Here is a 23233-nt window from a genome sequence, read left to right on the forward strand (position 1 = left end):
ACATTAAACTATTTAGAATAATTCTAGTCTAATAAACTAATGCCTTATTTTCTTAACCTATGTTAATACGATAAGGCATTTTTTTTGAATAACTTTGAACTAAATTATAATTAATCTAAAAAGATGAAATCAACATTATTAACTTCTGCTCTATCTATTGCATTTATTGCATTAACAGCATTTAATACCCCTAAAGTAAAACCTGAATCGTATTCAGTAGATACTAAAAAATCAAATATTACTTGGTTTGGAAAAAAATTTAGTGGATCTCACAAAGGAACTGTAGCCATTAAATCAGGTTCTTTAACATTTGACAATAAGAAATTAATTAATGGAACTTTTGTTGCCGACATGAATTCTATTAAAGACGACGACGGAAGTAAAAATTTAGAAAACCACTTAAAAAGTGATGACTTTTTTGGTGCTCAAAAATTCCCTAATGCTTCATTTACTGTGAAAAAAGTAGCAGGTTCTGGTGCGAATTTGAATATAACTGGCGATTTAACTATTAAAGGTATTACTCAATCTATAACTTTCCCAGCTAAAATTTCTTGGAACAGTGATGGTAGTGCAACTGCAAAAGTTGAAAAAATTGTAATTGATAGAACTAAATATGATATAAAATATAAATCAAAATCTTTATTTGGAGATTTAGGTGATAATTTCATTTACGATGAATTTGAATTCGGAGTTAATTTAGTAGTTGTAAAATCAGCAGGTACTGCAAAATAAGCATTTATAAAAGAATAAAAACCCGTCTTTTTTAATTAATAAGACGGGTTTTTTTATTGATTAAAAATGAAAAACAGACTCATTTTAAATATTATTGGCGCCATACTTATTATTGGTGGAACGGTGGTTAGATATTACCAACCAGAAAATAAATATGCGCTAGTTTGCTCTATGGCAGGTTTTGCCATGGTTATATTAATTATTCTAAGGAGTACAGTTAGGAAGAAATAACTTTTATTCCACCTGCTTCTTCAATTACCCTACCAGTAGCGGCAGTTTTACCATGATAAAACAAGCAATTCCAATTTTCCGCAATTGCTCTTGCCCCAAATACTTTTCGTTGCTCCATAGCTAATCTGCCATCCAAATCATATTTAGCAACAAAATTCTTCACCAGTTCTTCTGGCTCAGGCAAAACATCCCCCCCAAAAAACACTTTTTCACTATCTTCACTGAATAAGAAAACTTGATGGTAAAGCGTATGTGCTCCCGTAAGTTCTACATCTATCCCTCTACTATAATTTCCTGATCCTTCAATAAAATCTATATGTGCATTTCGTTGCAAATAATCAAAGATTTCTGTCCGATAAGAACTTCCTGGTTTTATATAAGCTTGTTCCCATTCGCCACGTTGAATTACATAAGTTGCTTCTGGAAAACTCAACGATAAATCGCCTTGATCAATTTTTACAGTACCGCCAGAATGGTCATAATGTAAATGTGATAATAATACTAACGAAACATCTTCTGGCACATAACCTGCATTTCTAATATTCTGATGCAATACCATTTCACCTTGTTCATTATTAAATCCTAACCCAGTATCTACTAATACAAGTTGATTATTTAATTGAATTAAAAATGGCTGCACATTTATAAAAAGTGAACCTGGCCTTTCTTTAAAACTATGTTTTTGTGGATCAAACGGAATGAATTTCTTGGTAATATCCACAGAATATGTGCCTTCGTATAATGTATGTACTTCCAATAGAAAAGATATTTTAATTATATTTACAATTGCAAAGATATGGAAAAAAGGTGGGTACAAATTCAGAATGATCATCATGAAAAGGTAGATTTATTATCTGCAAATCTTAAAATAGATCCTTCCCTAAGTAAAGTTTTAATTAATAGAGGCATAGACAACCCAGAAAAAGCAAGTGCTTTTTTTACGCCAAGTTTAGGCAGTTTACACGACCCTTTCTTAATGATGGATATGGATAAAGCAGTTGATAGGATTATTAACGCCATCCGTTCTAATGAAAAAATTCTTATTTATGGAGATTATGATGTTGATGGTACTACTGCAGTTACATTAGTATTTAGCTTCTTAAAAGAGCTTACCAACGAAATTGAATATTATATACCAGACCGCCATTCCGAAGGTTATGGCATTTCTAACAAGGGTGTAGGATATGCTGCTACCAACAATTTTTCGTTAATTATTGCTTTAGATTGTGGCATAAAATCAATAGATAAGGTTGATTACGCAACCAGTTTTAATATAGATTTTATAATTTGTGATCACCATAATCCAGGCGATTCAATTCCAAATGCCATTGCTGTTTTAGATCCCAAACGCATAGATTGCTCTTATCCATTTAAGGAATTATCAGGTTGTGGAATAGGATTTAAATTAGCTCAAGCATTATCAATAAAATTAAATCTGCCAGAAACCAGTTACCTGAAATTTTTAGATTTAGCGATGGTTAGTATAGCAGCCGATATGGTTTCTATTACTGATGAAAATAGAATTTTAGCTTGGCATGGTTTACATAAATTAAATGATTCACCTAGTTCAGGTTTATTGTCATTAATTAAGGTATCTGGCAGACCACTACCCTATTCCATTTCAGATGTTGTATTTCAATTAGCCCCAAGAATTAATGCAGCAGGTAGAATGGGACATGCAAAAATGGCTGTCAAAATGCTCTTATGTGAATGCGATGTAGAAGGTTTAAATCATAGCGAATCGATAAATTCTAGTAATCAAGAAAGAAAAGCATCCGATCAGGAAATAACATTGGAAGCTTTAGCTCAATTAAAACTCGATCATCAAAACGATTTCAAAAAAACTTCAGTTGTTTTTAAAAGCACATGGCACAAAGGGGTAATCGGAATTGTAGCTTCAAGACTAACAGAAACTTATTTTAGACCCACAATTGTATTTACTGAATCAAATGGTGTTTTAACTGGTTCTGCCAGATCGGTTCCTGAATTTGATTTATATGAGGCATTAATTAGTTGTCAAGATACCTTAATCCAGTTTGGTGGCCATAAATTTGCTGCCGGACTAACCTTAGAAAAAGAAAATTTAGAATTATTTAAAAATAAATTCGAAGAAATTGTTGCTTCACGAATTAAGGCTGAACAATTAATACCAGAAATAAAAATTGATGATCAATTAAGCTTAAATCAAATCAACCTAAAATTTTGGAAAATTTTATCGAGAATGGCACCATTTGGCCCTGATAATATGGCTCCAATTTTTTCTAATTCATCAGCACAAATTATTGGAAAACCACAATTATTGGGAGATAAACATCTGAAATTCTGGATCTCAGAAAACGGATCACCACTATTCGAATGCATTGCTTTTGGTCAATACGATGATGCAAAAATATTGGAAAGTAATAATTTTTCAATTGCATTTTCAATTGAAGAAAAGGTCTGGAAAGAAAAAAAATCCCTACAGCTCAATATAAAAGCTATAAAAAGCAATGAAGATTTTCCTTCATAAGAAAAATAAAAAAAGTAAATTAGACCTATGATCCTAAGAGCGGAGAACTTAATAAAAAAATATAAGCAACGTACAGTTGTAAACGATGTATCTTTTAACGTTAGTCAGGGAGAAATTGTTGGTCTTTTAGGCCCAAATGGCGCTGGAAAAACCACTTCTTTTTATATGATTGTAGGTTTAATTAAACCTAATGAAGGAAAGATTTTTCTAGAACAAGAAGATATAACTTCAGACCCTATGTATAGAAGAGCACAAAAAGGAATTGGTTACTTAGCTCAAGAAGCATCGGTTTTTAGAAAATTAAGCGTCGAAGATAATATTTTGGCTATTTTGGAAATGCGAAATCTAAGCAAGGAAGAACAACGCCATAAATTAGAAGAGCTTATTTCAGAATTTAGTTTACATAAGGTAAGAAAAAACAGAGGTGATTTACTGTCGGGTGGAGAGCGAAGAAGGACAGAAATAGCACGCGCATTAGCTGCCGATCCAAAATTTATATTGCTAGATGAACCTTTCGCTGGAGTAGATCCAATTGCGGTTGAAGAAATTCAGAGTATAGTTCACAAGCTTAAATCAAGAGATATTGGTATTCTTATTACCGATCATAATGTTCAAGAAACCCTTTCTATTACAGATAGAGCTTATTTACTTTTCGAAGGAAAAATATTAGAATCTGGAACGCCCGAAGTTCTTGCAGCCAACGAAATGGTAAGAAGGGTTTATCTAGGAAGTAATTTCGAATTAAGAAAAAAAACCTTTTAATATGGCTATTGTAAACTCAATATTTACTTGGTACATAAAAAAGCGTATTCATCAGATCGAATTATTTATTAAATATCCAATTGATGTTCAAGAAGAATGGATTCATAATTTAATTGCAAGTGCCAGTCAAACAGAATGGGGTCGTAAATATGATTATAAAAGTATTTTCACCGTCGAACAATTTAAAGAAAGAGTTCCCATTCAAAATTATGATACATTAAAGCCATACATCAATAGAATGCTAAATGGCGAGCAAAATGTATTGTGGCCATCAGAAATAAAATGGTTCGCCAAATCGTCGGGCACAACGAGCGACAGAAGTAAATTTATTCCAGTTTCAGAAGAATCCCTTCAAGAATGTCATTATAGATGCGGTAAAGATATGTTAAGTATTTACTGCAATAATAATCCAGAGACCAAAATGTTTACAGGTAAAGGTTTGGTTCTAGGAGGTAGTCACCAAATTAATCAGCTTAACAACGATTCTTTTTATGGTGATCTTTCGGCAGTTTTAATTAAAAATCTTCCTTTATGGGCCGAATTTTATAGAACCCCAGATATGTCTATTGCTTTAATGGACAATTATGAGGAGAAGATAGATAAAATGGCGCATACAACGATCTCCGATAATGTGACCAATATTTCCGGAGTTCCAACTTGGACGATTGTTTTAGCTAAAAAAGTTCTAGAAATAACAGGCAAAAGTAATTTGCTAGAAGTATGGCCAAACTTAGAACTTTACATTCATGGTGCAGTTAATTTCTCGCCATATAGAGAACAATTTAAAGCCTTAATTCCATCAAACGACATGTATTATTTGGAAACTTATAATGCTTCGGAAGGCTTTTTTGCTATTCAAGACCAAAGAAATTCTCAGGAAATGTTATTAATGTTGGATTATGGAATTTTTTATGAATTCTTGCCAATGGAGAACATTGATGATGAAAATCCTAAAACTTTAGGTTTAGATGAAGTGGTTTTAAATAAAAATTATGCGCTTATAATATCTACTAATGGTGGATTATGGCGATATATGATAGGCGACACGATTCAATTCACTTCTTTATCTCCATTTAGAATAAAAATAACGGGTAGAACCAAACATTTCATTAATGCTTTTGGAGAGGAATTAATTATTGATAATGCCGAACAAGCACTTTTAAAGGCATGCAAGGAAACAGGAGCAAGTATTATAGATTATACCGCTTGCCCGATATACTTTTCAGAAAATGAACCTGGAGGCCACGAATGGATTATTGAATTTGATAATCAACCCACTTCTAAAGAACTTTTTATTGATGTTCTTGATAATGCATTAAGAGAAGTTAACTCAGATTATGATGCAAAGCGTTTTAAAGATATGGCGATGCGTAAATTAATTATGCACGTAGCTCCAAAAGATACTTTCTTTAAATGGCTTAAATTGAAGGGTAAATTAGGCGGACAACATAAAGTTCCTCGCCTAGCTAATAATAGAGCTTATGTAGAAGATATCCTTAAAACAATAAAAGAGCATGATTAATGCTCTTTTATTGTTTAAATAAGAAAATGTATTACCATCTCCAATCACCCGAAATGGTTAATGGTACCTCAAGTTTATTGTCAATTAAAAACTGTTTTAATTGTGCATCTTCCATCCTAGATACTGGAATTTTATCAATGTTTGATAAGCCATACGCTAAAATTGCTCCATAACGCACCGTATTTTTCAACCCTTTTTCATCAACTAAGTTAAAAGCATCGCCATCAGAGTGATAATATAATCTTGCATTGTTTGGTAATGATCCGCCAGCACCTCCACCAGTTGGAATACCTAATAACATAAATGGTTGGTGATCGCTATGCAATCCAGCTCCAGAATTAAACTGATTAGGGAAAGTTGGTTCAAATGATTGAACTTGACTACCCCAAGATTTAAACGAAGACTCCATTTCTTTACGGGTAGTAGAAAACCCTTTCGGATCATTTGTCATGTCGAAATTTAACATGAATTTTATTTGATCTAATTTATTCTTTTTAGTGGCTTCAGCAACATATGCTTTAGACCCTAATAATCCTTGCTCCTCTCCCATAAACATAACAAATTCTATTGTTCTAAGAGGTTTTATGCCTAATTCCTTAAATGCTCTAGCCATATCTACAATAGCAAATGAACCAATACCATTATCTATTGCACCTGTAGCTAAATCCCAACTATCCAAATGTCCGCCTATCACAATCTTTTCGTTTGGATATTTCGTTCCTTTAATGGTTGCAATTACGTTTCTAGCTTTAATCTCACCTGAAAAATTAGTCATTTGAATTGAAGCGTATTGAGCAGAACTTTTTAATTTTTCCTTTAAGCTCATTCCATCTTCTAAGCCAATACATACAGCAGGAATAGAAATCACTTTACCTGTTACAGAAGCTGTTCCTGTTAACAAGACGCCATCTTTAACTGTGTTGATGATGATAACTCCAATTGCACCATTTTTTATAGCAATTTCTGTTTTCTCTGATCTATGCAATGAACCCGTTCCTTGTGGCGATCCTGGTAAAACGCCCAAATAAATTAAAGCAATTTTACCTTTAACAGCATTTGGTTTATTCATATAATCAGATTCTAAACCATTTCCCATATCCACTATTTCTCCATTTATATTCGACTCAACTGGAGAATGTGCAAGTGTAACGGCTTTCATTGAAGCTAAACTGTTCAAATCTGATCCGATTTTTACATCGATAGTTTTTCTACTCCAACTCTCAACTTGGAAGGGCTGGAATTCAACTTTCAATCCATAGGATTTCATTAAATCATACGTGTACTGCTCCGCCTTAGCCCCATTTTCAGAACCGGTTAACCTATGGCCGATGGTTTCTGAAGCATGTTTAAGATTTTTATAAGCAGCAGATTTCTCAAGAACATTATCGTTTATTCTTTTAAAATCTTTCGTAAAATCGTCTTGAGCCATTGTAGCAGTCCCAAGTGCAATTAAAAAGGTAGTAAATAACGCTTTCATCAAAAATAATTTGATGAAAATTAATCATTTTTAACTACTTAAGAAATTCTTAACAGAATTACTACAAATCTTCTGAAGTAGTCTTTTCTTTAGGAAAAATTAATGAAGCTATTATACTCGTAGCTAATATGGCCAATATGATGATTAATGAATGGACAGTCTCAAATCCCCAACTATCTAAATAAGAATGTAGTAACATTTTCATTCCAATAAAGAATAAAAGGAAGGCCAATCCCAATTTAAGGAAATGAAATTTATCGATTATATGAACCAATAAGAAGAACATTGATCTTAACCCCATAATCGCAAAAATATTTGAGAAAAACACAATATAAGGGTCTTGAGTTACAGCAAATATAGCAGGGATAGAATCAACTGCAAAAATTAAATCGGTAAACTCTACAATTAAAAGCACTAAAAATAAAGGAGTTATAAATTTTTTACCATCAATTCTATGGAAAAATTTATTACCCTCGTAATGCGGGTGAATAGAGAAAAATTTACTGGCAATTTTTACTACCGCGTGGTTGTTTGGATCAATTTTCTCTTCTTCGTTCCTTGATAAGAACATCCTTACTCCAGTGATGACTAGGAAGGCTCCAAAGACATATAAAATCCAACTAAAGTGAGTAATAAGTGCTGCGCCAACAAAAATAAATATAAAACGCATTACAATGGCGCCCAATATCCCCCAAAATAATACCCTGTGATAAAATTTTTCAGGCACTCCAAATGCAGTAAATACCAATACTATAACAAATATATTATCAATTGATAAAGCATATTCTATTACATATCCTGTTAAAAATTCAATCCCTAGATTTTGTCTATACAATTCTAAGCTCGCTTCAAAATTATTAGGATCTATCTTAATGTTGTGATGGTGCAGCTTAACGATCTCCTGTAGTCGTTCCAAACTAGTTATTCCATGGAGTTGATGACCTTCGAATAATAAAACTCCATAAAAACCCAATGCAATAGTCACCATAAACAAACTCATAATTGTGGCTTGTTTTAAAGTGATTATATGATCTTTTTTAGAGAAAATACCCAAATCGAGGGCTAAAATTATGACAATAAATATTAAGAATCCGGTTATAAAAATCAGTTCGTTGGTCATATAAAATATGGTTTATTGTCTAATTAGAGTTTGGATAATTGGATTAACAATTTATCTACAAAGTAGTTCTTTCACAAATTTATATAATTTAATGCAAATCGCTATTTTTAGGAAATATTTGACATGAAAAAAACAGTAATCATACTTTTAATAATATTTCCAATCTTCGGTATTCTGTATTTTTCTGGTCCACGTATAAACAGACCGATTTATAATGTTGATCTTCCGCAAGTACCTCCTACTTCAGAATTAGATGATTTTGTTTCAATTAATGAAGCTAATCATAAAATAAAACCAGGAAATGAAGCAAAAATTATATGGAATAATGAGGTCGGTAAAATTTCAGATTTTGCAATTGTTTATCTACATGGGTTTTCTGCATCGCATGAAGAGGGTAATCCACTTCATTTGCAAACCGCAAAACAACTTAATGCAAATTTATTCTTACCCAGATTAGCTGATCATGGATTAGACACAGTCGAAACCATGCTTAATTTTACTCCAGAAAGGTTATGGGAAAGTGCAAAATTGGCATTAGCAGTAGGCAAAAATTTAGGTAAAAAAGTAATTTTAATGGGTACTTCTACTGGTGGTTCATTAGCACTACAATTAGCCGCGAAATTCCCAAATGATGTGCACTCCATAATTTTAATTTCGCCCAATATTGAAATAAACGACAAATTTGCATTTTTGTTAAACGACCCATGGGGCTTGGAGATGGCAAGGTGGGTTATTGGAGGTAAGGAACGGAAAATTGCCGACAAATCTGATGAATATAAAAAATACTGGTATACCAATTATCGTTTAGAGTCGGTTGTTGCTTTAGAAGAATATGTTGAAACAACTATGCACAGTAAAACTTTTAATTCTGTAAAGCAACCCGTATTATTGTTATATTATTATAAAAATGAGCAAGAACAAGATCCTGTTGTAAGGGTAAAACCGATGTTAGATATGTTTAATAGTCTAGGAACCCCCGCAAATTTTAAGTTTAAATTTGCTATACCTAATTCAGGAAATCATGTAATTGGCTCAAAAATTACATCAGGTGATATTAATACACCTCAGGTTTATATTAATAAGTTTGTAGAGTTTATAAAGAAATAAGAATAAAATTAGAATAATATGGGATTACAATTAGGAGATGCAGCTCCAAATTTTACTGCAAAAACTTCTCAAGGCGAGATTAATTTTTACGATTATTTAGGCGATAGCTGGGGAGTTCTTTTTTCGCATCCTGCAGATTTTACACCAGTTTGTACTACAGAATTAGGAAGAACCGCAGCGCTTAAAGGAGAATTCGAAAAACGTAATGTAAAAGCTTTAGCTTTAAGTGTTGATGATGTTGATTCTCATAAATCTTGGATTAATGATATTAATGAAACGCAAAATGTAAATGTTGATTTCCCGATTATTGCTGATGAAGATAGAAAAATCGCAGAAATGTATGACATGATTCACCCAAAAGCATCTGCTACATTTACTGTGAGATCGTTGTTTATTATTGCTCCTGATAAAACTATTAAGTTAATGATTACTTATCCTGCTAGTACAGGAAGAAATTTTAATGAAGTTTTAAGGGTTATTGATTCATTGCAATTAACAGCAAATTATAGTGTGGCTACTCCTGCAGATTGGAAAGATGGCGAAGATGTAATTATTGTTCCAGCAGTTAAAAATGAGGATATTCCCGCTAAGTTCCCTAAAGGACACACAGAAATTAAACCTTATTTAAGAACAACTCCTCAGCCAAATAAATAGCATGGGCTTATAAAGATAAACAGTCCATCGGCCTGTTAGAAACACAATTTATTTCTTATGAATAAAATATTTTATTCATAAGAAATAAATAAACACATTTGTTTAAATAAGAAATCACTCTACTTAAAAATGTGTATGAAAAAATTTCTATTAATATTTTTTTGCTTATCTATTTTATTAATTTCTTGTGAAAAAGATCCTTTAACCTCAGATTTTTCAAAAAAATTAGTTCTTAATAAAGAATTAAACAATTACAGCGAGAGAAGCGTAATAACAAATTGGGTAAATTCTCAGGTAAAAAATCATTATGGAAAAATAGTTGATTCTTTAAAACAGAATCTCATTTATGACCAAATGTCTACGGGCAAAAGAAATAATGGAGAAAATATACTTATCATACCTATAAGTAATAGCATAAACAAAAAACTCAATCTAAATTCTGAAAATTTATTAAATTTAGTGATAGTTCAAAATAATGAAGGAGGTTTTAAATGGTCAATGATCGTTAGTTTTACGACAAAAAATCAAAAAGCCAATAATAAACTTAGAGATGAGACACTCTATAACATAATAAATAACAAACCCATTATAGATAATGGATTATTCAAATTTTTAGATCTAAGTGGAAATTTATTATATCAATTAGAATTTAAAAACAATAAATTATTTTCATACGCATATCCCACGACAAAGAATGAACATAATTTCGCAAGAAGTGTAGCTCCCGAACCTATTTGTATTGATTGGTATTTAGTTACAACATATTTTAACGACGATGGAACTGTATATTTAGAAACTTGGGAATATTTATATACAACTTGTGACGAAGGAAGTAACCCTGGCGGCGGAAATAATCCAATAGACACAGAGATTACTTTAAATTACGAATATGACATTAATCAAACGGAATTTGAAGATGAAGATATTCAGACATTATTATTAAGCAGATCTACTGTAGAAAATCCTAATCGTGTAATTACCACAGCTCCAACACCCGTACAGTTTAAATGTTTTATTAGTGTCACTCTAATGTCTGTAACTAGGAGTATAATAAGTGCTACTGCTTCTCCGGTAACTGTTTACCCAGCAAATGAAACTTACCCTCATCCAACTTGGGGAATAATTACTCGAAATATAACAGTAATTGGAGCCACACAACATGCCAGTTTTACTGGGCGAACAGTTAGCGCATCTTGGAGTTGTGCATTAAACTATAGATGGTCCTACATTACAGCAGGAGGACCCGCCAAAACTAGGCAAAACCCATGGTTTTATTCCACAACGGTCCTTGTGCCATAAATTATTTTTGAAAGCTTATTGAGTACATAATTTTATTGTAGATCCCGACAAGTTTAATAATTAAATCATAAAAAATTGAAAAATTATATTAGCACTAATGTATACCAAATTGAATCAGCGATAAAATTTAGGAAATTTTCTGCTCTTGAAAGCATTAATAGTGGTATGCTTCAATTATTCTGGCAAATTGGAGATTATTTGAATTTCAATCTCGACCTCAATACGCATATTAGCATTTTTGAAAAATTATCTCTACATCTTGAAAAGACGTTCGGTTTATACCTAAGTAAAGAAAACGTCTTACTTATGCAAAATTTTGCTAAGCGTTGTCCTTCCAGTATTTTAAAAGATGTTTCTTATGGAATTAGCTGGAAGTACATACCCGTTTTAAAAGATGTTAGCTCGGAATATTCATGGTTATATTATAGCCAAATAATACATCTCCAATCTTTGAATCCCCAACAATTGAGTAATTTAATTGGGGAAAACTTGGTGTTTAAAGAGGAAGTCGACAGAATTGTCTTAAACCCTGACGATAAATTTTCTAATATCCATTATGAAGAAATAATGGATTATGAAGCTTTCTATAACCCGATGCGCGCGCAACAAATTCGCCGTTTACTGGAACCCAAAAGAGTACCATCCATTGAACTGAATAATGTTCTTTTAAAGGAAATGATTGACGAAATTGAATCGATGATTTTTAATTTTCAAATTGAATACAATCACCTTATACATACGATGGCAAACAATTCGTTTCAATATATAGGTTTGCAGCTAAAAAATAGAATTAACAATCTAGAACAAAATACAAGTATTGAAGATTTTATTAAAGAAATAGCAAATGGAGTAAAAGATTCTTTAGATGAAAGGACGCTTTTAGCTTGTTTAAAGTTCGCTCAGGAGTACAAAGATGAATTTGTACCTTTTACCCAACTCATAAGATTTGAACATATTAAAATTCTCCTAAACATCCCAAGCAAGCAATCTAGATCATATTATGCGCAGCATGCATTTGAACTCGGATTAAACCCTCAACAACTATTAGATTTAATAGAGAAAAATGAGAATGGGACAGTCTACAGCGGTCTGGCAACTTTCGAAAAGCCGGTAACTAAAAATAAGCGTGCCTCAAGCACGAAAAAGAATGTCGAGATAAATATTGAAACAACAGAGATTGAACCAAAAATTGATTTACAAAACCATTTAAACTGCAATATTTTTAATGACGCAGATATTTTAAAACATCTCGGTATTAAACTTGAGGCAATTAATTAAAATTTCATCCGACTTTGAAGTCGGATGAAATTCAAAAAATATTATTGCGGAATTAAATCCTTAATAGCCGCATACCCGCCCGACACATCAATTACTTGGTCTATACCTCTAGATTTTAGTATAGAAGCGGCAATCATAGACCTGTAGCCTCCTGCACAATGAATGTAATAGGTTTTATCGGGATTTAAATCTTGAGTCCAATCGTTAATAGTATCTAATGGCAGACTTTCTGTAAAATCAAAATGCCCATTAGCATACTCGCCCGGCTTTCTAACATCTAGAACGTTCAACTCAGAATGATTACCCATTCCTACAAAGTCTGAAGGCTTTAATGATTGAATTTGATCTACCGGTTTACCTGCATTTCTCCAAGCTTCTATTCCTCCTTCTAAGTAACCAACTGTATTATCATATCCCACTCTAGCTAATCTGGTAATTACCTCTTCAGCTTTACCTTCTTCTGTAACTAATAAAATGTTTTGTTTTATATCAGGAATCAAGGCTCCCACCCAAGGTGCAAATTGTCCGTTTAAGCCAATATTAATAGATCCAGGAACAAATCCTGCAGCAAAAATTTGTGGATCTCTAACGTCTAAAATTAAAGCATCTGTAGCTTCGGCCATAGCCACAAACTCAGAGGGGTTTAAGCCCACCAAACCCGATTTAAAAACTTCTTCCAAGATTGCACCACCAGCTTTATTCATAGCTGCATTTTTTGCAAAATAAGCCGGAGGAGGCATAATTCCATCTGTAACCTCACGTACAAATTGTTCTTTTGAAGTAGCTAATAATGCATAATTGGTTTGTTTTTGATGCCCCAACGTATCAAAAGTTTCCTTACTCATGTTTTTACCACATGCAGAACCAGCTCCATGTGCAGGATAAATGATAATGTCATCTGGCAAATTCATGATTTTGGAATGAAGAGAGTCATATAAGGTAGCTGCCATGTCTTCCATGGTCTGATCGCCCTTTTGGGCAAGATCTGGTCTTCCTACATCACCAATAAATAAAGTATCACCAGTAAAAACACAATATTGTTTACCATCTTCATTGGTAAGCAAATAACAACTCGACTCAGGCGTATGCCCAGGTGTATGTAAAACAGTAATTGTTAATTTACCGACTTTAAATTGTTCTCCATCAGTTGCAATATGAGCAGGGAAATTGGTCACTGCAGTTGGACCATATACAATTTGTCCGCCAGATTTTTGGGCCAATTCTACATGACCAGAAACAAAATCAGCGTGAAAATGCGTTTCAAAAATATACTTAATTCTAGCACCATTCTTTTCAGCTCTCGAAAGGTAAGGTTCCGATTCTCTTAAAGGATCAATTACCGCTGCTTCTCCATCACTTTCAATGTAATAAGCTGCTTCAGCTAAGCAACCTGTATATATTTGTTCTATCTTCATAATGTATTCTTAACTTTCTAAAATAAGGAATATCCGCTTATTATCTTAAGTCCCCAAGCTTAATTTACAAACGTATTACGTTTTGCTTAGTTCGCCTTTTATATTGGTCTCCATTAGTTTTGCCACTTCTTGTTTCGAATACCCATTACCCAATAAAAACATCAATTTGGTAACTGTAGCTTCAAATGTCATGTCAAAACCGCTCAAAATACCTAAATCCTTCAACCCCTTGCTTGTTTCATACTTCCCTAATGCAACTGTCCCACTATTACATTGCGATATATCAATTACAATTTTTCCAGAATCAACGGCTTCCTTTAAACAAGCTAAAAACCAAGGTGCTGTTGGTGTATTTCCTGCGCCAAAGGTTTCAATTATAAGCGCATCAACATTCGAAAGTGTTAAGGCTTCTACAGCCGATTTAGAAATCCCAGGATACATCTTCAATACACCGATGTTAGAATTAAAAGAAGTTCTAATAGAAAATGGTTCTTCTTTTATGGGTAAGATATAATTTTCATAAAATTCTAAATTTACACCCGCTTCGGCTAGCATAGGATAATTGGGCGATTGAAATGCTTCAAATTTTTCAGAATCATATTTGATAGCTCTATTACCTCTAAACAACTGATAGTCGAAATAAATAGCCACTTCAGGAACACGTGCATGCCCATTTTCTTTTTTAGAGGCTGCAATTTCTAATGCCGTAATTAAATTTTCTTTGGCATCTGTTCTAATTTCTCCGATAGGTAATTGAGAACCTGTTAATATAACTGGTTTAGCTAAGCCTTGCAACATAAAGCTCAATGCAGAGGCCGTAAACGCCATAGTGTCTGAACCATGCAAAATCACAAACCCATCATATTCCCCATAATTTTTTTCAATGATTTTTGCTAGCTCAATCCAAATTTCAGGACTCATATCAGATGAATCTATTACCGGACTGAAAGAATGAACATCTATTAGATAATTCAATCTTTTCAGCTCAGGCACATTTTGACTGATTTGAGTGAAATCAAAAGGCACCAATACACCCGTTTTTTGGTCGTGTACCATACCTATAGTTCCGCCCGTATAAATTATGAGGATGCGGGTCATATCTTAAATATTTTTATCGAATTTTCGGTTGTAATTTTTGCAATCTCTTCTACAGGCAAGTTATAAATTTCTGCTACTTTATTCGCAATATGAATTAAATAACTACTTTCATTAGGCTTTCCTCTACGAGGTACAGGTGCAAGATATGGTGAATCGGTTTCCAATACAATATGTTTCAAATCTACCGCTTCCAATACTAAATCTAAATTGGCTTTTTTATAGGTAACTACCCCTCCTATTCCTAAATAAAACCCCAAATCTATAGCCTTTTGAGCTTGTTCTATTGTGCCAGTAAAGCAATGAAAAATACCACGCAATTTAGGTTGTTTTTTTTCTTCTAACACATCAAAAACTTCATCAAATGCCTCTCTACAATGAATTACAATCGGCAAATCTAGTTCAATAGCCCAATCTATCTGAAGCTTAAAAGCATGTTTTTGGAATGCTAAAGTTGATTTATCCCAGTATAAATCAATCCCAATTTCACCAATGGCATAAATTGGCACTCCTAATTCAATAGACTTAAGTTGATTAAGCACTTCCAAATAATCTTCTTTAACATCACAAGGATGTAACCCATTCATCGCAAAGCAGTTTGACGGATAATTTTGAACTAATTGCTTAATTTTTGTTAAAGATGAAAGATCCACATTAGGAAGAAATAACCGATCAACTTTTTCCGCAAAACATCGATTCATTTTATTTTCCAATTCAACCGCGTTTTCTTCGTAATAAATATGTGTGTGGGTATCTGTTAGAACCATAATCAAAGTTAACAAAAAAACCCTGCTGAATAATACAGCAGGGTTTTTTTACTTATATTTTATATTTTTTTAATTTACTTTCTTTTTGATATCTGTTACTTCAATTTCAAATACCAATGGAGTATATGGAGCAATATATGGTCTTGCTCCTTGATCACCGTAAGCTAAAGATGAAGGAATGATAAATTTAGCCTTAGCTCCTTTACCTAATAACATTAAACCTTCATTTAATCCTTCTATTATTTCTCCAATTACTAATGGACGAGGTCCATAAGGTGCTGCCGGTTGGAATGGTTGCATATTTCTACCTGAATTAGCTAATTTAATATCTGTAGTATCAAATATGTCCATTTTAACTTTCTTCGTTACTCTACCAGTATAGTTCACATAAACTGTATCGCCCATTGCTGGTTTTTCTGCTGCACCTGCATTTTCAATTACATATTGTAATCCTGATGCGCTAGTAGTTGTTTTTAATTTATTCTCTTCAACAAAAGATTTAATTTTTGCGCCTTCTTGATTCTTTTTAGCTTCCATTGCAGCCATATAATCTTTTTGGAAGAATTCGCTTGCTCTTTGTGCAAAAGTAGAATCTGCCTCATTTGCTTGTTTTGAAAGTACTTTTTCTACTTTAACGTTAAAAATGAAATATTTTCCTTTAATTTCTGGTTGACGAGGTTGTTTGGTGTATTTAGCCATTGAGTCTAAATCAACTTTAAAAGTAACACTATCTCCTTCTCCAAAATAGGTTAAAATATCGTACATATCTCCTGCATAAAGTTTCTCTTGAGTTTGGAAAACAATTGGCTGTTCCGAATCGTAAGAACTATACATTAATGAATCGTAATCAGTAGTTTGCACCATTGAAAACTTCACAAAATCTCCTACTTTAATTTTTTCTTTTCCACCACTTTTGTGGATTTTGTACAAAGTTCCAGCGGGCGCTTTTTCAAAATTATTACATGCAGCTAGCCCTAAAGACGCTACAAGAATTAGCAATAAGCCTTTTTTCATTTTTTATTTAGTTTTATTAATTTGTTAAGTTGAATTTACTTTTCTTAAAATACAATTGTAATACAATTTTTTTAGCCAACTAAGGTATAAAATTACATTAATAATTGAGATTTATATTCAGGTAATATTTGTTTGAATTTTTCTACTACTTCTAATAATGTACCATCCGATGAACCTCCCGCAGCATTACGATGACCTCCACCATTAAAATACTTTGAACAAATTTCGTTGGCAGGAAAATCACCCATCGATCTCAAAGATAATTTAACACGATCTGGTCGCTCTACAATAAAAGCTGCTAGCTTAATACCATTTATAGACAAAGCATAATTTACTATGCCTTCTGTTTCTCCGGTAACAATTTGAAATTGATTTAACTCCTCCTTAGTAACTGTTATAATTGCCGTATTATAAGCTCTGATTACAGTTAATTTATTCGATAAACAGTGTCCCAAAAATCTCAATCGGTTTTCAGATGCATTATCATAAACCAATTGATGAATTCGCCAATGCTCTGCTCCTAAATCAATTAAATCAGCAGCAATTCTATAAACTTCCGATGTTGCACTTGGAAATCTAAAAGATCCCGAATCTGTCATTATCCCAGTATATAAACAAGTTGCCACGTATTTATCTATATACTCAGCTCCATTCAATTCGTTTACTATAAAATCATAAACCAATTGTGCTGCCGCACAGGCATTTATACTCCAATGCCTGAAATCATCAAAATCCTGTGGATCTAAATGATGATCAATCATTATTTTATAACCAGATGATTTTCCAACTAATTCACCCAATTCATTAATTCTGCTCAAAGAATTAAAATCTAAGCAAAATATTAAATCCGCTTCTTCTACTAATTTAGCCGATTCTTGTAAATGTTCAGTAAATACCAATACCTCAGAATTATAAGGCATCCAATGTAAAAACTCAGGGTAATCTGTTGGCGTTATAACTTTTACATGGTGACCTAATTGAATTAGGTAAGCGTACAGCCCTAACGAAGATCCCATTGCATCGCCATCTGGTTTATGATGGGTTGTAATGACTATCTTTTTTGGTGCTGATAATAGTTGTTTTAATTCGGTAATTGTTAACATATAAGTTGGTAAAGCTACATAATTTTGCATAATTATTAAGCTTTTTAATAAGCTTACTTCCTAATTACAAGGAATTACCGTAATTTTGCAAAAAATTTAAAATAAAAATACAATGACAACAAACAGAACATTTACCATGATCAAACCTGATGCAGTTGCGAATGGTCATATGGGTGCGATCTTAAATGATATTATCTCAGCTGGATTTAAAGTAATTGCACTTAAATACACTAAGCTTTCTGAAGAATCAGCTGGAAAATTCTATGAAGTTCATAAAGAGCGTCCTTTTTACAAAGATTTAGTTTCTTTCATGTCTTCAGGTCCAATTGTAGCTGCTATTTTAGAAAAAGATAATGCAATTGAAGAATTCAGAAAATTAATCGGTTCTACTAATCCTGCAGAAGCTGCAGAAGGAACTATCCGTAATAAATATGCAAAATCTATTGATGCTAATGCTATTCACGGATCTGACTCAGATGAAAATGCTGAAATTGAAGGAAACTTCTTCTTTTCTGCTGATGAGCGTTTCTAATTGATTCTTACCATTAAAATATATAAAATGAGCACTGTATATTAGTGCTCATTTTTTTTACCTAAACCTATTATGAAAAAAATATTTTCTGTTATTATTTTATCTGGCTTAAGTTTTATCGCCATAGCTCAAAATAAAACTACACCAGCGAAAACTACACCTACCAAAGCTTCGCCAATTAAATCTACTCCAACTAAAACCACTACAACAGCCCCAAAAACTGCTGTAAAAACTACCCCTGCCCCAATTGTGAAACAACCGCTCACCGTTGTAGATACAGCAAGTTATGGTTTTGGTGTTTCTTTAGGGGGAAATCTAAAGATGTCGGGCGTAAAAACACTGAATTTTGAACTTGTAAATCAAGGGATTATTGATTCATTTAAGGATTCTGAATTAAAATTCACTTCTGAACAAATCCAATCTGCAATTAAAACCGTTTTTGAAGCCTTATCAAAAGAAAAATTTGCTTCAATTATTGCTGAAAACCAAAAGTTTTTTGAACAAAATAAAACGCAAGAAGGAGTAAAATCAACAGAAAGTGGCATCCAATATCAAATTATTAAGGAAGGAAATGGATCAAAACCTACGCTTATTGATACTGTTACAGTACATTATAAAGGCTCTTTACTTGATGGAAGAGAGTTTGATAGTTCTTACGAAAGACAACAACCTGCAACTTTCCCATTAAACAAGGTTATACCAGGATGGAGCGAGTCTGTAATGTTGATGAATGAAGGTGCAATTTATAGAGTTTGGATCCCTGCCGATTTAGGGTATGGTGAAAGAGGTGCTGGAGAAGATATCCCTCCTTATAGTACTTTAATTTTCGAAATAGAATTAATAAAGGTTTCGAAACCACAAAATTAAAACCATCTACGACTTAAAGTTGTTAAAGAATAAAATATTGAACCATGAAAAAATATTATTCTTTAGCAACTTTATTGCTTTTTATTACAACTCTTTCGAGTTGCTCAGTTGTAGAAGGCATTTTTAAAGCAGGCGTTTGGTCAGGAATTATTATAGTAGTAATTGTTCTGGCAGTGATTATTTGGATTATAGGTAAGTTATTTGGAGGAAGGGGTTAACCTAAAGAAATACTATTTCTTTAATTACTTCGCCACCACCAGCTCGCTCATTTAATTTTTCCAATATTCCAGTTTTTACTAACATCAACTCATTTTTAATTACCGAAGATTCAATTCTAATGAATAATTTCTTTTGGTGAATATAAATTTGTGTGGTTCTATTAGCTACTGCTGTTCCCATTAATTCTGGCCACGCATTTAATATCGTTGTTTCTTCTAGTTTAGAAGTTAGCTTATATGTTTTTAACATTTTTTGAATAGCTTCCTTCAATGTTGTATCATTGGGTTTACGCATAACTTACTTCCCCCTTCTCTACAACAAATATTTTAATATCCACTTTTATCTTATCAAAAATTGCTTTTATCCTATCCATGGACGTATCCGTAATAAATATTTGGCCAAAGTCATGATGCGAAACCATCGACATAAGTTTTTCGATTCTTAAATCATCTAACTTATCAAATATATCGTCTAATAACAATAATGGTTTAAATCCTTTCTTTTCAACAAAATATTTATACTGAGCTAATTTCAATGCTATTAAAAAAGATTTTTGTTGCCCCTGAGATCCAAATTTTTTTAAAGACATACCATGTATTGTAAAGTTTAATTCATCCTTATGAATCCCTACTGTGGTGCGTTCTAACGCTCTATCCTTACTTAACGACTGAACCAACTGACTACTAAAATCTGCTTCAAATAGCTGAGATTGAAATTTTAAGTCGACCAATTCCTGCTCACCACTTAAATAAGTATAATACTGATTAAATAATGGAATAAATTCGAGCATAAAAGCTTTTCTAACTTCAAATATCTTTAAGCCAGATTCAACCAACTGATCATTATAAATCTCCAACAAATCCAAGTCTAAATGGCGTGATTCGCTAATTTTTTTTAAAAAAGCATTCCTATTACTTAAATGTTTATTATAAGTAATTAACGTATCCAAATAATTAGGGTTGGTTTGAGAAATAACGCTATCCATAAATTTCCGCCTATCTTCACTTCCGTCCATCACTAAATTTATATCATAAGGCGAAATCATCACTAAAGGAAACTGTCCGATATGATCAGCTAATTTTTCGTATTCTTTTTTATTTCTTTTGAATTGTTTTTTCTGATTTCGTTTTAGTCCACACGAAATCTGTTCTAACTGGTTATTTTTTTCAAAATTTCCTTGAATTAAAAAAATATCTTCACCAATTTTTATTTGTTGAATATCTATCGGATTAAAATAACTTTTGCACAAGCATAGGTAATGGATGGCATCTAATAAATTGGTTTTCCCAGACCCATTTAGCCCAACAAACGCATTTACAGTGTCAGAAAAGCTAATTTCTGCATCTGAATAATTCTTAAAATTTAAAAGGGATAATTGCTTTAACCACATAATTTTCAAATCCAAAGTTAAGTTTTTATAAGGCTAAAAGGTTTAATTTTAATTAAATACCTTGTAGAGAGTTGATACTTAACTTGAAAATTGTATTTTTGCACCTCTTAATTCCTGAATTAAAAATGTCTGTAAAAGAAAACGAAGTTAATCAGCCTATTAAAAAAGGATCTTTTTTAGTAGAAAACACAAAGAGCCTGTTATTTATTGCAGGTGCTGTTATTGTTCTAATTGCCATTTATTTATGGTATCAGAATGTATATCTTAAAAATCGTGCCGATGAAGCCGCATCTTTAATGTTTAGATCTGAGCAATATATTGGTATTGATTCATTAGCCAACAAAGCTATAAAAGGCGAAGGTGGTTATGCTGGGTTAGAGCAAATTGCTGAAGAATATGACAATACTAAATCAGCAAACTTAGCTAACTTATATTTAGGTGGTATTTATTTACGTAAAGGCGAGTATAAAAAAGCAACCGAAGCGTTAGGTAAATACACTGCTACTGGAAGTCCAGTTGCAGATCCACTTGCTTTAGGTATGTTAGGTGATGCTTATTCTGAATTAAAAGATTATAAACAAGCTGCTACTTATTACAAAAAAGCTGCTGAGAAATCAACTAATAAGTTTACTACACCTATGTTCCTTAAAAAATTAGGTTTAGTTTACGAAGCTTCAGAAGATTTTAAATCTGCTGAAGATGCTTATCTTAAAATTAAAAATGAATTCCCTGACAGTCAAGAAGGGAGTTTAATTGACTCTTATATAGGAAGGGTTCAAGCTAAAAAGAACTAAAAAAAAGGTGTCTAAGTTTTAGACACCTTTTTTTTTTAATCTATTATGACCTTCATTCTTAATTCACATACTTATATTTGCCCACATGTCTAGCTCATTAAAAAATTTATCCGATTTTTCTCATACAACTATCCCTAATGGTGGCGATTTTAAATTCGCAATTGTTGTTGCAGAATGGAATGCTGAAATTACTGGAAAACTCTATAAAGGTGCATTTGATACACTTATAAAACATGGTGTTAAGGAACAAAATATATTAAGCTATCCGGTTCCAGGCAGTTATGAATTAACTGCAGCAGCAGATATAGTTTTATCGAATAATGCTACAATTGATGCAGTTATTTGCTTAGGCTGTGTAATCCAAGGAGAAACTAGACATTTTGATTTTATTTGTAATGCCGTAGCAAACGGATTAGCTAATGTTGGTTTAAAACATAACAAAACTATTGTTTTTGGTGTTTTAACTACAGACAACCAAGAACAAGCGCTGGCAAGAGCAGGTGGAAAACACGGTAATAAAGGTGATGAAGCTGCTATTACAGCATTAAAAATGGCTCATTTATCGGCAAATCTTCCCAAATAATTAAAATGAATTGGATTAATTTAACTTCACAAGAACAAGTAGATAGCATAAAAAATTCTACTGGTTATTCAGTTATTTTTAAACATAGCACAAGATGCTCTATTAGCTTAATGGCTAAAAGAGGTTTCGAAAGCAATTGGGAAGTAATACCTCCTACTACGCCTCTGTATTTCTTAGATCTTTTAAATTATAGAGAAATATCTAATTCAATCGCAGAAGATTTCAATGTTTATCATGAATCTCCTCAAGCTTTATTAATCTATAATGGAGAATGTATACTAGATTTATCACATAGTGATATTTCAGCTGAAGAAATTGCAGATTCTATAAAAATTTAATGGTATCCTGAACATCTATGTCTGGATGTATGCTATACATAACCGGACAAGTTTTTATTGATCTTTCAATAATCAATTTTTGCTTTTCAGTATAGTTTTCTGACGGAAAAGTTAAAGCAACTTTTATCGCCGTTACTCTCCTAGGATCTGTTCCCATGACTTTTGTAATTTCACAAGTTGCTCCATCAATATTAAAACCATGCTCGTTTGCTGCAATCCCTGCAATGGTAAGCATGCAATTCCCTAAACTTGTAGCCAATAAATCAGTAGGCGAAAAAGATGCGCCCTGACCTTTGTTATCTACTGGTGCATCGGTAATAATTTTTGTGCCTGATGATAAATGTTCTGAGGTAGTTCTTAAACCACCGTTATAGGTTATAATTGAAGTAGCCATTAATGTATTTTTAAAGTTTAAAGGTACTTGA

At 32.5% G+C, this 23233-nt stretch carries 26 protein-coding genes; 15 read left to right on the forward strand and 11 right to left on the reverse strand.

Features of this window, described 5'->3' with window-relative positions; translation table 11 throughout:
- Positions 1-123 precede the first annotated feature (123 nt).
- Both VRU49_RS01245 and VRU49_RS01250 read left to right on the forward strand, forming a co-directional pair.
- The gene (locus VRU49_RS01245) at positions 124-732 is read left to right on the forward strand and encodes a YceI family protein (RefSeq protein ID WP_330144950.1); all 609 of its coding nucleotides are present in this window, start codon (positions 124-126) and stop codon (positions 730-732) included.
- Between the two features lie 66 nt (positions 733-798).
- Positions 799-963 carry a hypothetical protein gene (locus VRU49_RS01250; protein WP_330144951.1) on the forward strand — a complete coding sequence of 55 codons (165 nt, stop codon included), beginning with the start codon at positions 799-801 and terminating at the stop codon, positions 961-963.
- Here the strand turns inward: VRU49_RS01250 and VRU49_RS01255 are convergent.
- A complete protein-coding gene (locus tag VRU49_RS01255) occupies positions 950-1720 on the reverse strand; it encodes an MBL fold metallo-hydrolase (protein ID WP_330144952.1) in 771 nt (256 codons plus the stop codon). The genes VRU49_RS01250 and VRU49_RS01255 overlap by 14 nt on opposite strands.
- 39 nt (positions 1721-1759) lie before the next feature.
- Between VRU49_RS01255 and recJ the strand changes: the two genes are divergently transcribed.
- Genes recJ through VRU49_RS01270 form a run of 3 tightly spaced genes read left to right on the forward strand, consistent with a single transcriptional unit; the run spans position 1760 to position 5756 of the window.
- A complete protein-coding gene (gene recJ / locus VRU49_RS01260; RefSeq protein ID WP_330144953.1) occupies positions 1760-3472 on the forward strand; it encodes a single-stranded-DNA-specific exonuclease RecJ in 1713 nt (570 codons plus the stop codon).
- Positions 3473-3499: 27 nt separating this feature from the next.
- Positions 3500-4234 carry an LPS export ABC transporter ATP-binding protein gene (gene lptB / locus VRU49_RS01265; protein ID WP_330144954.1) on the forward strand — a complete coding sequence of 245 codons (735 nt, stop codon included), beginning with the start codon at positions 3500-3502 and terminating at the stop codon, positions 4232-4234.
- 1 nt (position 4235) lies between these two features.
- A complete protein-coding gene (locus VRU49_RS01270) occupies positions 4236-5756 on the forward strand; it encodes a GH3 auxin-responsive promoter family protein (RefSeq protein ID WP_330144955.1) in 1521 nt (506 codons plus the stop codon).
- 31 nt (positions 5757-5787) lie between these two features.
- On the opposite strand, the gene VRU49_RS01275 is transcribed toward VRU49_RS01270, so the two are convergent.
- Together VRU49_RS01275 and VRU49_RS01280 are read right to left on the reverse strand one after the other, a co-directional pair.
- Positions 5788-7233 carry a M20/M25/M40 family metallo-hydrolase gene (locus VRU49_RS01275; protein WP_330144956.1) on the reverse strand — a complete coding sequence of 482 codons (1446 nt, stop codon included), beginning with the start codon at positions 7231-7233 and terminating at the stop codon, positions 5788-5790.
- 61 nt (positions 7234-7294) lie between these two features.
- Positions 7295-8353 (reverse strand): TerC family protein, encoded by a 1059-nt coding sequence (locus tag VRU49_RS01280; protein ID WP_330144957.1) that lies wholly within the window; start codon positions 8351-8353, stop codon positions 7295-7297.
- A gap of 123 nt (positions 8354-8476) precedes the next feature.
- On the opposite strand from VRU49_RS01280, the gene VRU49_RS01285 reads away from it, so the two are divergent.
- The 4 genes from VRU49_RS01285 (at position 8477) to VRU49_RS01300 (ending at position 12691) form a co-directional block, all read left to right on the forward strand.
- The gene (locus VRU49_RS01285; RefSeq protein WP_330144958.1) at positions 8477-9460 is read left to right on the forward strand and encodes an alpha/beta hydrolase; all 984 of its coding nucleotides are present in this window, start codon (positions 8477-8479) and stop codon (positions 9458-9460) included.
- Positions 9461-9478: 18 nt separating this feature from the next.
- On the forward strand, positions 9479-10114 hold the full coding sequence (locus VRU49_RS01290; RefSeq protein WP_330144959.1) for a peroxiredoxin: 636 nt from the start codon (positions 9479-9481) through the stop codon (positions 10112-10114).
- A gap of 135 nt (positions 10115-10249) precedes the next feature.
- The gene (locus tag VRU49_RS01295; RefSeq protein ID WP_330144960.1) at positions 10250-11413 is read left to right on the forward strand and encodes a hypothetical protein; all 1164 of its coding nucleotides are present in this window, start codon (positions 10250-10252) and stop codon (positions 11411-11413) included.
- Between the two features lie 75 nt (positions 11414-11488).
- Positions 11489-12691: a DUF1016 N-terminal domain-containing protein gene (locus VRU49_RS01300; RefSeq protein ID WP_330144961.1), complete on the forward strand. Its 1203-nt coding sequence runs from the start codon at positions 11489-11491 to the stop codon at positions 12689-12691.
- A gap of 41 nt (positions 12692-12732) precedes the next feature.
- Here the strand turns inward: VRU49_RS01300 and VRU49_RS01305 are convergent, their stop codons facing one another.
- The 5 genes from VRU49_RS01305 to VRU49_RS01325 form a co-directional block, all read right to left on the reverse strand.
- A complete protein-coding gene (locus VRU49_RS01305) occupies positions 12733-14106 on the reverse strand; it encodes an MBL fold metallo-hydrolase (RefSeq protein ID WP_330144962.1) in 1374 nt (457 codons plus the stop codon).
- Between the two features lie 75 nt (positions 14107-14181).
- Positions 14182-15204: an asparaginase gene (locus VRU49_RS01310; protein WP_330144963.1), complete on the reverse strand. Its 1023-nt coding sequence runs from the start codon at positions 15202-15204 to the stop codon at positions 14182-14184.
- Positions 15201-15968 (reverse strand): TatD family hydrolase, encoded by a 768-nt coding sequence (locus tag VRU49_RS01315; RefSeq protein ID WP_330144964.1) that lies wholly within the window; start codon positions 15966-15968, stop codon positions 15201-15203. Before VRU49_RS01315 ends, VRU49_RS01310 begins: the two co-directional genes overlap by 4 nt.
- Positions 15969-16037: 69 nt before the next feature.
- Positions 16038-16982 carry an FKBP-type peptidyl-prolyl cis-trans isomerase gene (locus VRU49_RS01320; RefSeq protein WP_330144965.1) on the reverse strand — a complete coding sequence of 315 codons (945 nt, stop codon included), beginning with the start codon at positions 16980-16982 and terminating at the stop codon, positions 16038-16040.
- Positions 16983-17074: 92 nt separating this feature from the next.
- Positions 17075-18085 (reverse strand): DHH family phosphoesterase, encoded by a 1011-nt coding sequence (locus VRU49_RS01325; RefSeq protein WP_330145869.1) that lies wholly within the window; start codon positions 18083-18085, stop codon positions 17075-17077.
- 112 nt (positions 18086-18197) lie between these two features.
- Between VRU49_RS01325 and VRU49_RS01330 the strand changes: the two genes are divergently transcribed.
- The 3 genes from VRU49_RS01330 to VRU49_RS01340 all read left to right on the forward strand — a co-directional run bounded on the left by VRU49_RS01330 (position 18198) and on the right by VRU49_RS01340 (position 19702).
- On the forward strand, positions 18198-18617 hold the full coding sequence (locus tag VRU49_RS01330; protein ID WP_330144966.1) for a nucleoside-diphosphate kinase: 420 nt from the start codon (positions 18198-18200) through the stop codon (positions 18615-18617).
- A gap of 72 nt (positions 18618-18689) precedes the next feature.
- On the forward strand, positions 18690-19484 hold the full coding sequence (bamJ, locus tag VRU49_RS01335) for a BamJ family beta-barrel-assembly machinery protein (RefSeq protein ID WP_330144967.1): 795 nt from the start codon (positions 18690-18692) through the stop codon (positions 19482-19484).
- Between the two features lie 44 nt (positions 19485-19528).
- Positions 19529-19702: a hypothetical protein gene (locus VRU49_RS01340; RefSeq protein ID WP_330144968.1), complete on the forward strand. Its 174-nt coding sequence runs from the start codon at positions 19529-19531 to the stop codon at positions 19700-19702.
- 1 nt (position 19703) lies between these two features.
- On the opposite strand, the gene VRU49_RS01345 is transcribed toward VRU49_RS01340, so the two are convergent.
- Together VRU49_RS01345 and recF are read right to left on the reverse strand one after the other, a co-directional pair.
- Positions 19704-19997 carry a DciA family protein gene (locus VRU49_RS01345; RefSeq protein ID WP_330144969.1) on the reverse strand — a complete coding sequence of 98 codons (294 nt, stop codon included), beginning with the start codon at positions 19995-19997 and terminating at the stop codon, positions 19704-19706.
- Positions 19990-21093 (reverse strand): DNA replication/repair protein RecF, encoded by a 1104-nt coding sequence (recF, locus tag VRU49_RS01350; protein WP_330144970.1) that lies wholly within the window; start codon positions 21091-21093, stop codon positions 19990-19992. Before recF ends, VRU49_RS01345 begins: the two co-directional genes overlap by 8 nt.
- Before the next feature lie 125 nt (positions 21094-21218).
- Here recF and VRU49_RS01355 point away from each other — a divergent pair, with 125 nt between their 5' ends.
- The 3 genes from VRU49_RS01355 (at position 21219) to ytxJ (ending at position 22808) form a co-directional block, all read left to right on the forward strand.
- Positions 21219-21887, forward strand: coding sequence for a tetratricopeptide repeat protein (locus VRU49_RS01355; RefSeq protein WP_330144971.1), 669 nt, complete (start codon positions 21219-21221; stop codon positions 21885-21887).
- A gap of 85 nt (positions 21888-21972) precedes the next feature.
- Positions 21973-22470, forward strand: a complete 498-nt coding sequence (gene ribH / locus VRU49_RS01360) for a 6,7-dimethyl-8-ribityllumazine synthase (RefSeq protein WP_330144972.1) — start codon at positions 21973-21975, stop codon at positions 22468-22470.
- 5 nt (positions 22471-22475) lie between these two features.
- On the forward strand, positions 22476-22808 hold the full coding sequence (ytxJ, locus tag VRU49_RS01365; RefSeq protein ID WP_330144973.1) for a bacillithiol system redox-active protein YtxJ: 333 nt from the start codon (positions 22476-22478) through the stop codon (positions 22806-22808).
- Here ytxJ and VRU49_RS01370 read toward each other — a convergent pair.
- Positions 22795-23202, reverse strand: coding sequence for an OsmC family protein (locus tag VRU49_RS01370; protein ID WP_330144974.1), 408 nt, complete (start codon positions 23200-23202; stop codon positions 22795-22797). The two genes, ytxJ and VRU49_RS01370, sit on opposite strands and share 14 nt — an antisense overlap.
- Positions 23203-23233: the final 31 nt, after the last annotated feature.

The sequence above is a fragment of the Pedobacter flavus genome, from assembly GCF_036324285.1.
GTDB lineage: Bacteria > Bacteroidota > Bacteroidia > Sphingobacteriales > Sphingobacteriaceae > Pedobacter > Pedobacter flavus.

Coding starts and splice junctions, on each gene's coding strand:
- VRU49_RS01245 (WP_330144950.1), top strand. CDS start 124: ATGAAATCAACATTATTAACTTCTGCTCTATCTATTGCATTTATTGCA.
- VRU49_RS01250 (WP_330144951.1), top strand. CDS start 799: ATGAAAAACAGACTCATTTTAAATATTATTGGCGCCATACTTATTATT.
- recJ (WP_330144953.1), top strand. CDS start 1,760: ATGGAAAAAAGGTGGGTACAAATTCAGAATGATCATCATGAAAAGGTA.
- lptB (WP_330144954.1), top strand. CDS start 3,500: ATGATCCTAAGAGCGGAGAACTTAATAAAAAAATATAAGCAACGTACA.
- VRU49_RS01270 (WP_330144955.1), top strand. CDS start 4,236: ATGGCTATTGTAAACTCAATATTTACTTGGTACATAAAAAAGCGTATT.
- VRU49_RS01275 (WP_330144956.1), bottom strand. CDS start 7,233: ATGAAAGCGTTATTTACTACCTTTTTAATTGCACTTGGGACTGCTACA.
- VRU49_RS01280 (WP_330144957.1), bottom strand. CDS start 8,353: ATGACCAACGAACTGATTTTTATAACCGGATTCTTAATATTTATTGTC.
- VRU49_RS01285 (WP_330144958.1), top strand. CDS start 8,477: ATGAAAAAAACAGTAATCATACTTTTAATAATATTTCCAATCTTCGGT.
- VRU49_RS01290 (WP_330144959.1), top strand. CDS start 9,479: ATGGGATTACAATTAGGAGATGCAGCTCCAAATTTTACTGCAAAAACT.
- VRU49_RS01295 (WP_330144960.1), top strand. CDS start 10,250: ATGAAAAAATTTCTATTAATATTTTTTTGCTTATCTATTTTATTAATT.
- VRU49_RS01305 (WP_330144962.1), bottom strand. CDS start 14,106: ATGAAGATAGAACAAATATATACAGGTTGCTTAGCTGAAGCAGCTTAT.
- VRU49_RS01310 (WP_330144963.1), bottom strand. CDS start 15,204: ATGACCCGCATCCTCATAATTTATACGGGCGGAACTATAGGTATGGTA.
- VRU49_RS01315 (WP_330144964.1), bottom strand. CDS start 15,968: ATGGTTCTAACAGATACCCACACACATATTTATTACGAAGAAAACGCG.
- VRU49_RS01320 (WP_330144965.1), bottom strand. CDS start 16,982: ATGAAAAAAGGCTTATTGCTAATTCTTGTAGCGTCTTTAGGGCTAGCT.
- VRU49_RS01325 (WP_330145869.1), bottom strand. CDS start 18,085: ATGTTAACAATTACCGAATTAAAACAACTATTATCAGCACCAAAAAAG.
- VRU49_RS01330 (WP_330144966.1), top strand. CDS start 18,198: ATGACAACAAACAGAACATTTACCATGATCAAACCTGATGCAGTTGCG.
- bamJ (WP_330144967.1), top strand. CDS start 18,690: ATGAAAAAAATATTTTCTGTTATTATTTTATCTGGCTTAAGTTTTATC.
- VRU49_RS01340 (WP_330144968.1), top strand. CDS start 19,529: ATGAAAAAATATTATTCTTTAGCAACTTTATTGCTTTTTATTACAACT.
- VRU49_RS01345 (WP_330144969.1), bottom strand. CDS start 19,997: ATGCGTAAACCCAATGATACAACATTGAAGGAAGCTATTCAAAAAATG.
- recF (WP_330144970.1), bottom strand. CDS start 21,093: ATGTGGTTAAAGCAATTATCCCTTTTAAATTTTAAGAATTATTCAGAT.
- VRU49_RS01355 (WP_330144971.1), top strand. CDS start 21,219: ATGTCTGTAAAAGAAAACGAAGTTAATCAGCCTATTAAAAAAGGATCT.
- ribH (WP_330144972.1), top strand. CDS start 21,973: ATGTCTAGCTCATTAAAAAATTTATCCGATTTTTCTCATACAACTATC.
- ytxJ (WP_330144973.1), top strand. CDS start 22,476: ATGAATTGGATTAATTTAACTTCACAAGAACAAGTAGATAGCATAAAA.
- VRU49_RS01370 (WP_330144974.1), bottom strand. CDS start 23,202: ATGGCTACTTCAATTATAACCTATAACGGTGGTTTAAGAACTACCTCA.